Consider the following 7,693-nt stretch of genomic DNA (forward strand, 5'->3'; position numbering starts at 1 on the left):
GCCACATTGCCGCTGAAGCCATCACAGACCACGATATCGGCCACCCCGGTGAACAGCGCGTCGCCTTCCACGAAACCCATATAGTTGATATCGGGGTCTCCCTTCAGCAATTCGGCGGCATCGAGAATTTCCTGGCGGCCCTTGATGGCTTCCACACCGATATTGAGCAAACCGACCCTGGGGCCCGGTTCTGCCTCGGAAGCGGCGGCCAGGGTGGCCATCAGGGCAAATTCATACAGCTGCCGGGCAGAACACTCCAGGTTCGCACCCAGATCCAGCAAATAGGTAAAACCGCGGCTGGTGGGCACACGGGTGCAGATGGCCGGACGGCTGATACCGGACAGCGTTCCCAACTGAAACAGCGACATGGCCATCAGCGCGCCGGTGTTGCCGGCGCTGACGCAGGCCTGCGCCTCGCCCTGGGCAACCAGTTGCAGGGCCTGCCACATGGAGGATTCGCGTTTGTGGCGCAGAGCCGAACTGGGTTTTTCGTCCATGGCCACCGACTGCGTGCAATGTTGCACGCGCAGACGCCCGGGGAAGGAGTCACCGGTGTTGTCGAGAGCGGCTTGGATTTGTCGGCTGTCGCCGAACAGAACAACCCTCAGGCGGGGTTGCTGGCGGAGAATTTCGAGCGTCGCGGGTACCGTGATGCGGGGACCAAAGTCCCCGCCCATGGCGTCAATGGCGAGACAGGGCGAGTCAGCCAAAAAAATACGGTCTGAATTGCGGGATATCAGTCTTCGGCTGAAGCAACCACTTTCTTGCCGCGGTAAAAGCCGTCGGCTGAAACATGGTGACGGCGGTGCTTTTCGCCGCTGACCGGATCGACGGACAGAGTGGGTCCACTCAGTGCATCATGTGAACGACGCATGCCACGCTTGGAACGGGTTTTACGGTTCTGTTGAACGGCCATTTTAAACTCCTGCTAAAAACTGTCTGTTATCTGTTAATGGTCGGCGCCACTGTTTTTCAGTTGCTCCAGAATACTAAAGGGGTTTTTCTTCCCCTCTTCGCCAGTGTTGTCACCGGTCGAAAACGGTATATCTCCGTGACACTGGCCACTCGGATGATAGGTTACAAATGGCAGCGCCAGTAGTAACTCATCCTCAACCATTGCCGATATATCCGCGGTCTCGCCGTCCACAATCCAGGGATCGAGATCCTTGGAAAGCGACTTCGCCTCGTCCTCGCTCCAGACGATACCGAGCTGTATGGACGCTGTCACCGGTACCGTCAGGGGTGCCAGGCATCGCTGGCAAGCCACTCGCACCGTCGTCGCGACCTCGCCACACACCACTTTGCGACCCTGGTCAGCGATGTCAAAGGTCAACTCCACAGCGATGGGTTCGCTGACCTCGAGCACCGCGTCCAGCAACCGCTCACAGTGCGCAATCGCGACCTGCCCCGACAGAACCACACCCTGATTCGCCAAACGTCTGGGATCCAGAATCCGCGGCAACTGGCTAATCTGAGGGGGTGTCGACATAGGCGCGCAATAATAGTGATATGACTTTGATCTGTCAAAGAAAAATTCCTTTAACTGCGCGGCCTCCGGCGCATTGCGGCAATGGCCTGCCGGCACACCGGCAAAGGGAGAATCAGACTGTATATAATAGTGGCCTTTTTGCAGGGAAAACGCCTATGTACCCGCTGGTGCTCGCCTCCTCATCCGCTTACCGAAAAACGCTGCTCGCGCGGCTGGCGCAACCCTTTGAGGCGGTGGCCCCGGACATTGATGAGCAACCCCTGCCGGGCGAAGCACCGGAAGCCATGGTGCGCCGGCTCTCGGAAGCCAAGGCCCGGGCGCTGGCAGAACAGTTTCCCGCACACCTGATTATTGGCTCTGACCAGGTTGCCGTTATCGGGGACCAGGTACTGACCAAACCGGGCAATTTTGAGGGCGCGTCTCAGCAACTCAGGGCCCAGTCTGGCCGGCGGGTGCGATTTCTTACCGGGGTGGCAGTGCTGAACAGTCAAACCGGCCGCTGCTCGATTGACCTCGTACCCACCGACGTGGTGTTCAAAAAACTGGCTGACGAGGAGATCCGCAGCTATCTGCGGCGGGACGAGCCCTACAATTGCGCGGGTAGTTTCAGAAGTGAAGGACTCGGGATATGCCTGTTCGACGCCATCCACAGCACCGATCCGTCTGCACTGATTGGCCTGCCGCTGATCCGCCTGTGCCAAATGCTGCGCGAGCACGGCTACAACCTACTGTAGCAACTGGATACCCAACTGTTTTTGATAGTCTTTGACAACCTGTCTTATCTCGGAAAACTGCTCGATACAGGCGAGGGGCTGGTACTTCATCAAGCGCCGGGGATGGTGAGCGCCGTAGCTGACCCCCACGCTGGGTGTGCCGGCACTGGCCGCCATGGCCAAGTCAAATTCCGTATCGCCCACCATCAGGGTGTGCACCGGGGAAGCGCGAAACTCGGCCATCAACTCCAGCAGCATCTTCGGATCGGGCTTGCCCGCCGTTTCATCGGCGCAGCGACTGCCGTGAAAAAAATCGCTCAGACCGCGCGCCCGAAGTACCCGATCCAGGCCCCGCCGACTTTTGCCGGTGGCCACTGTCAGCAGGTAACCCTCTGCGCGCAAGGCTTCCAGGGTTTCAAAGACCCCGTCAAAGAAGGGTGATGGCTCCCGGTCAAACTCCACGAAATGCCGGGAATAACTGTCGCGCATGGCGAGGATCTGCCGATGCTCAATTCCCGGAAACAGCGTTTGCAGCGCATCCACCAGCCCCAACCCGACGATGTCCCTGGCTGCATCATTCTCGGGCGGCGGCAATCCCACCTCCTCTGCGGCGCAGCGAATGCACAATACAATCCGCGCCAGCGAGTCGCACAGGGTGCCATCCCAATCGAATACCAGCAGTTTCGCCACGGCGGTTACCCCAGCTGGCCCAGCACCCTCGCCAACTCCTCCGGCAAGGGTGACTCGACCTGCAACTTTGTGCCGGAGGGGGCGACAAATCCCAGCTTTCCGGCGTGGAGAAACATCCGCTTCAATCCCAGCGCTTTCAATTGGCGGTTACCGTCTTCATCGCCGTATTTGTCGTCGCCGGCCAAAGGGCAGCCGACAAACTGGGCGTGCACGCGTATCTGGTGCGTTCGGCCCGTCTCCAGGGTCGCCTCCACCAGGGTATGGCGATCAAACCGCTGTATCACCGAAAAATGGGTCACCGAGGGCTTGCCCTCACCGTCAACCTTGACCACCCGCTCGCCGGACTTGAGCTCATTCTTGCGCAATGGGGCGCTGACCCGCTTCATGCCTTTGGGCCAGCGACCGCAAACCAGCGCCCGGTAGACCTTCAACACCCGTCCCGCACGCATCTCTTCCTGGAGGTGCCGCAGTGCCGAGCGCTTTTTCGCCACCAACAGGCAACCCGAGGTTTCCCGGTCGAGCCGATGGACCAGCTCCAGAAACGGCTGGTTCGGACGCGCCGCCCGAAGGGACTCGATCAACCCGAGACTGACCCCGCTGCCGCCGTGGACGGCAAGACCGGCGGGCTTGTCGATCACCAGCAGGCTATCGTCCTCATAGACCACAGCCTGTTCCAGCAACTGCTGCAGGCGGGGACTGGGCCCGGCGGGCACTTCCCGCTCTGCGACCCTGACCGGGGGCACGCGGACCTGGTCACCCGGTTGCAGGCGATATTCCGCTTTCACCCGGGAGCGATTAACCCGCACCTCGCCCTTGCGGATGATTCTGTAGATACGCGATTTGGGCACACCCTTCAGGAAGGTGATCAGAAAATTATCGATACGCTGCCCGGCCTGATGCTCGGTAATTTCGACCATCTGGACTGCAACGGGTTTGGCGGTAATATCGGACATGGGCCTGGCTGGAGGTGGAAAGGTCGCCATTCTAACAGCAGTGTTGGGCGGAGACACCAGAAAAAATCCTCCGGAATCATAAGATTATCGACACAAATCACCTTTCACAAATTGAAGCGGGCGAGCAGACCTGCTATATTCTCGCTTCGTTGTGCCGGACTCACCGGATATGCCGTGATATAGGGCTATCCAAACGTAGAGCACCATAGGTAGACCGGAGCAACGCGGCGCAAGCCCACCATTTTGATTAATTCCGGCAGCTGCACTGTCAATTCACCGCAGCTGTCATAGCAAAACCGCGCTGAGAGCGCAGAAGTTACTGCAACAACATATTGAACAACAGTTCTGTTCATACGGTGGCATAAGACCGGCCAATGCTTCCCTGCCCGACACACAAATGAGGCACGGATGATAGCGCAACGGCTTCCAGACTTAATAGAGAGGTCTTCTGCCACCACCGAACATATAGCGACAAGACAATCAGAACCAACACTTGAAGGTAGCACCGGACAGATTTAGTGACTGATAACGGCAATAATTGGAAAATCAACAGGTTAACAACCTCATTTAATTAGCTTTTAAGCTAGTTCACGATCCTATTGCCCCGTTTTTGTACGCATGCTGTTCTTGTTTCAGCAGTACTCCTGTTGCTTGCACGCGCAAGACATTAGGAAAACATGATGAAACGCATGCTAATCAACGCCTCCCAGCCCGAAGAGCTGAGGGTGGCACTGGTCGACGGACAACGACTGTATGACCTGGACCTGGAAAACCGCACCCGGGAACAGCGCAAGGCCAATATCTACAAAGGTAAAATCACCCGGGTCGAACCCAGTCTCGAAGCCGCCTTCGTAGACTACGGCGCCGAGCGCCACGGCTTTCTCCCCCTCAAAGAAATTTCCCGCGAATACTTCTCCAAAAAAACCTCTGAAGTTGAAGGTCGCATCAAAATCCAGGACGTTATCAGGGAAGGCACCGAGGTTGTTGTCCAGGTCGACAAGGAAGAGCGCGGCAATAAAGGCGCCGCACTGACCACCTTTGTCAGCCTGGCCGGCCGCTACATGGTGCTGATGCCCAACAATCCCCGGGCTGGCGGCATTTCCCGGCGCATTGAGGGCGACGAGCGCACCGACCTGAAAACCGCCATGCGCGACCTGCAAACTCCTTCCGGCATGGGTGTTATCGTGCGCACCGCCGGTATTGGACGCTCCGCTGAAGAGCTGCAGTGGGATCTGGACTACCTGCTGCAACTGTGGGAAACCATTCGCGAAGAAGCCGACAAAGCCAGGGCTCCACACTTCCTGTTTCAGGAAAGCAACGTGATCATTCGCGCCGTGCGCGACTACCTGCGCCAGGATGTGGGTGAGGTGATCGTGGATAACCGCGAGGCTTTCGACCTGGCCTCCGCCTTTATCAAGCAGGTGATGCCGAACTTCCAGAGCCGGGTCAAGTTCTACGAGGACCCCCTGCCTCTGTTCAACCGCTATCAAATTGAAAACCAGATCGAAACCGCGTTTGAGCGCGAAGTTAAGCTACCCTCCGGCGGCTCCATCGTGATTGATGTGACGGAAGCCCTGGTCTCCATCGATATCAACTCTGCCCGCGCCACCCGCGGCGGCGATATCGAGGAAACCGCCCTGCGCACCAACCTGGAAGCGGCGGATGAAGTCGCCCGCCAATTGCGGTTGCGCGACATGGGCGGCCTGGTGGTGATCGATTTTATCGATATGACCTCCACCAAGAACCAGCGCGAAGTGGAAAACCGGATGCGCGACGCCCTGGAGCTGGATCGCGCCCGGGTTCAGGTTGGTCGCATATCCCGTTTTGGCCTGCTGGAAATGTCTCGCCAGCGCCTGCGCCCCTCCCTTGAGGAGACCACCTCAAAACTCTGCCCGCGCTGTCTCGGTCAAGGCACCATTCGCGGCACCCGCTCGCTGGCCCTGTCCATCCTCAGGCTGGTAGAAGAAGAAGCACAAAAAGAATTCAGTGCTGAAATCCGCGCCATTACGCCGGTTTCTGTCGCCACCTTCCTGCTCAATGAAAAGCGCAAGGAAATCTTTGAAATTGAAAAGCGCCACGGCTCCAAAGTGGTGGTACTGCCCAACGAACACCTGGAAACGCCGCACTTCGAAGTACAGCGCATCCGCGAGCAGGATGGCGTGACCACGGAGTACAGCTATCGCCTGGCCCACACGCTGTCAGAAGAACTGCTGCACCAGGATCAGGAACTGGTCAAGCCGGTACCGCCGGCATTACAGCCCGCCGTCAAGACACTCACACCGACGCAACCGGCACCGGTGCCGGTAGAAAAACCCGTCAGCGCCAAGCCCGAAGCGGCAGAAAAGCCACAGCCTGGCCTGCTGAAACGCCTGATGAACGCTCTGTTCGGTGGCGAAGAACAGAAAGCACCCGAGCAAACGCCCGCTGAAAGCCGTCGCGAGCGCGATGATCGCAAATCCCAGGGTCGCAACCGCCGCCCGGATGACCGTCGCGGCGGGCGCAATCGCGGACGCCAGGGCCAGGGTGCCAAGACCGAGCAACGGGACAACCAGCCGCCGCAGCGCTCCTCCAGCCAGCCCGCTCAGGAAGAACAAAAGCCGCGCCGCGAACAGCGCTCCAGAAAGCCTCGCCCCGAACAGCAGCCGGATGACGCCGCCACTCCAGCCGCAGCGGACACCGAGAGCAATACCGGTACCGGTAATCGCCCCCCCCGCCGCGAGGGCGACAAACGCCGCAATCCTCGCCAGAGACGTCCGCGCCGGGAAGTTCCCGCAGAACTGATCAGCGCGATGGGCGCCGATGCCGCACCGGTCGAATCGAGTGCCGCCACCGAGCCACAAAGCTCGCAGGCTGAGGAAACCCGAGCACCTGCTCAACCAGCAGCTCCAGCCACGCCATCCGAGGTTACCGCGGAGCCTTCCGTTGCAGCCCAGGCCGAAATGTTCACCCTGGCCCAGGTCGATGCCGAGAACGACGCACAGATCAGCAGGGACGTCGCGGAAACAACGGAGACCGCCACAGAAGTGAGCGAATCTGCTGGCCCATCAACAGCGTCAGAACAGCCCGTAGAAGTGGCACCGCCTGTCGTGCAGGAGCCGGAAACTGTTGCCGCCGCCGAAGCGACCAGCGAACCGCTGGCAGCGGATACTGCACTGGCAGCCGATACGGAAAGCACCACTGCTGAGGGCGCAACCGCACCGGCGGCCGAAGCTGGCACTCCCGAAGCGACTGAAGTGGAAATCGCCCCGGCAGCTACTGAAGAGACAGCAGCAGATGAAGCGCCTGCGGAAGAACCCGTTGAAACTGCTGCTGCCGAGACGCCTGTTGCCAAGCCCACAGAGGTGACGGCACCGGCAGAGGAATCCCAGCCTGAAGCCACCGATGTCAGGGCCAGCAATGACCCCAGACTGGCGCCCCGCCCCGTTGGGCACGTCAATGTGGTCACCGATCTACGCTCCAAGCCCTTGCCACAGCCTCTGGACACCTCCAAGCCCTCACCGGTTGAGGTCAAACCGAGCGACTACACCAGAGCATCCAATGATCCGCGCGCCAAAGCGGCAGCAAAACCAGGCCCGGCAGGTTCAACCGACGACCAACCTGACGAGTCCGGGGAGCAATCCGGCATCTCGCAGGGCGGCAACAACTGAGCCCAGCAAGAAAGGCAAAATGACAGCGGGTTCGGCCTTGTAAGGAAAGGAATCCGCTGTATAATCTGCCGCACTTTTCCGGGGCCACCCGGATGTGAACTTCGGAGTTTCCTGGACACGAAGCCACATAAAACAGTTACAGGAGGGATGGCTGAGCGGTTGAAAGCACCGGTCTTGAAAACCGGCGTATCGAGAGGTACC

At 59.4% G+C, this 7,693-nt stretch carries 7 protein-coding genes; 2 read left to right on the forward strand and 5 right to left on the reverse strand.

Annotated features, from left to right (window positions below; translation table 11 throughout):
• The 3 genes from plsX to ABY948_RS10040 all read right to left on the reverse strand — a co-directional run.
• A partial coding sequence (plsX, locus tag ABY948_RS10030) for a phosphate acyltransferase PlsX (RefSeq protein WP_461482398.1) occupies positions 1 to 710 on the reverse strand: 710 nt, incomplete at its 3' end.
• A 26-nt stretch (positions 711 to 736) separates the two neighbouring features.
• A complete protein-coding gene (gene rpmF, locus ABY948_RS10035; protein ID WP_461482399.1) occupies positions 737 to 916 on the reverse strand; it encodes a 50S ribosomal protein L32 in 180 nt (59 codons plus the stop codon).
• Positions 917 to 949: 33 nt separating this feature from the next.
• On the reverse strand, positions 950 to 1,489 hold the full coding sequence (locus tag ABY948_RS10040; RefSeq protein WP_461482400.1) for a YceD family protein: 540 nt from the start codon (positions 1,487 to 1,489) through the stop codon (positions 950 to 952).
• 155 nt (positions 1,490 to 1,644) lie between these two features.
• Between ABY948_RS10040 and ABY948_RS10045 the strand changes: the two genes are divergently transcribed.
• On the forward strand, positions 1,645 to 2,223 hold the full coding sequence (locus ABY948_RS10045) for a Maf family protein (RefSeq protein ID WP_461482401.1): 579 nt from the start codon (positions 1,645 to 1,647) through the stop codon (positions 2,221 to 2,223).
• Here ABY948_RS10045 and ABY948_RS10050 read toward each other — a convergent pair.
• A complete protein-coding gene (locus tag ABY948_RS10050; RefSeq protein ID WP_461482402.1) occupies positions 2,215 to 2,892 on the reverse strand; it encodes an HAD-IA family hydrolase in 678 nt (225 codons plus the stop codon). The two genes, ABY948_RS10045 and ABY948_RS10050, sit on opposite strands and share 9 nt — an antisense overlap.
• A 5-nt stretch (positions 2,893 to 2,897) precedes the next feature.
• Positions 2,898 to 3,845, reverse strand: coding sequence for a 23S rRNA pseudouridine(955/2504/2580) synthase RluC (gene rluC, locus ABY948_RS10055; RefSeq protein ID WP_461482403.1), 948 nt, complete (start codon positions 3,843 to 3,845; stop codon positions 2,898 to 2,900).
• 680 nt (positions 3,846 to 4,525) lie between these two features.
• Between rluC and rne the strand changes: the two genes are divergently transcribed.
• Positions 4,526 to 7,492, forward strand: coding sequence for a ribonuclease E (rne, locus tag ABY948_RS10060; RefSeq protein WP_461482404.1), 2,967 nt, complete (start codon positions 4,526 to 4,528; stop codon positions 7,490 to 7,492).
• Positions 7,493 to 7,693: the final 201 nt, after the last annotated feature.

The sequence above is a fragment of the Porticoccus sp. genome, assembly GCF_041592135.1.
In the GTDB taxonomy this organism is placed as follows: Bacteria; Pseudomonadota; Gammaproteobacteria; order Pseudomonadales; family Porticoccaceae; genus Porticoccus.

Bases quoted from the DNA above. Each gene is read 5' to 3' on its own strand.
- rluC (WP_461482403.1), bottom strand. From the start codon at position 3,845: ATGTCCGATATTACCGCCAAACCCGTTGCAGTCCAGATGGTCGAAATT.
- rpmF (WP_461482399.1), bottom strand. From the start codon at position 916: ATGGCCGTTCAACAGAACCGTAAAACCCGTTCCAAGCGTGGCATGCGT.
- rne (WP_461482404.1), top strand. From the start codon at position 4,526: ATGAAACGCATGCTAATCAACGCCTCCCAGCCCGAAGAGCTGAGGGTG.
- ABY948_RS10040 (WP_461482400.1), bottom strand. From the start codon at position 1,489: ATGTCGACACCCCCTCAGATTAGCCAGTTGCCGCGGATTCTGGATCCC.
- ABY948_RS10045 (WP_461482401.1), top strand. From the start codon at position 1,645: ATGTACCCGCTGGTGCTCGCCTCCTCATCCGCTTACCGAAAAACGCTG.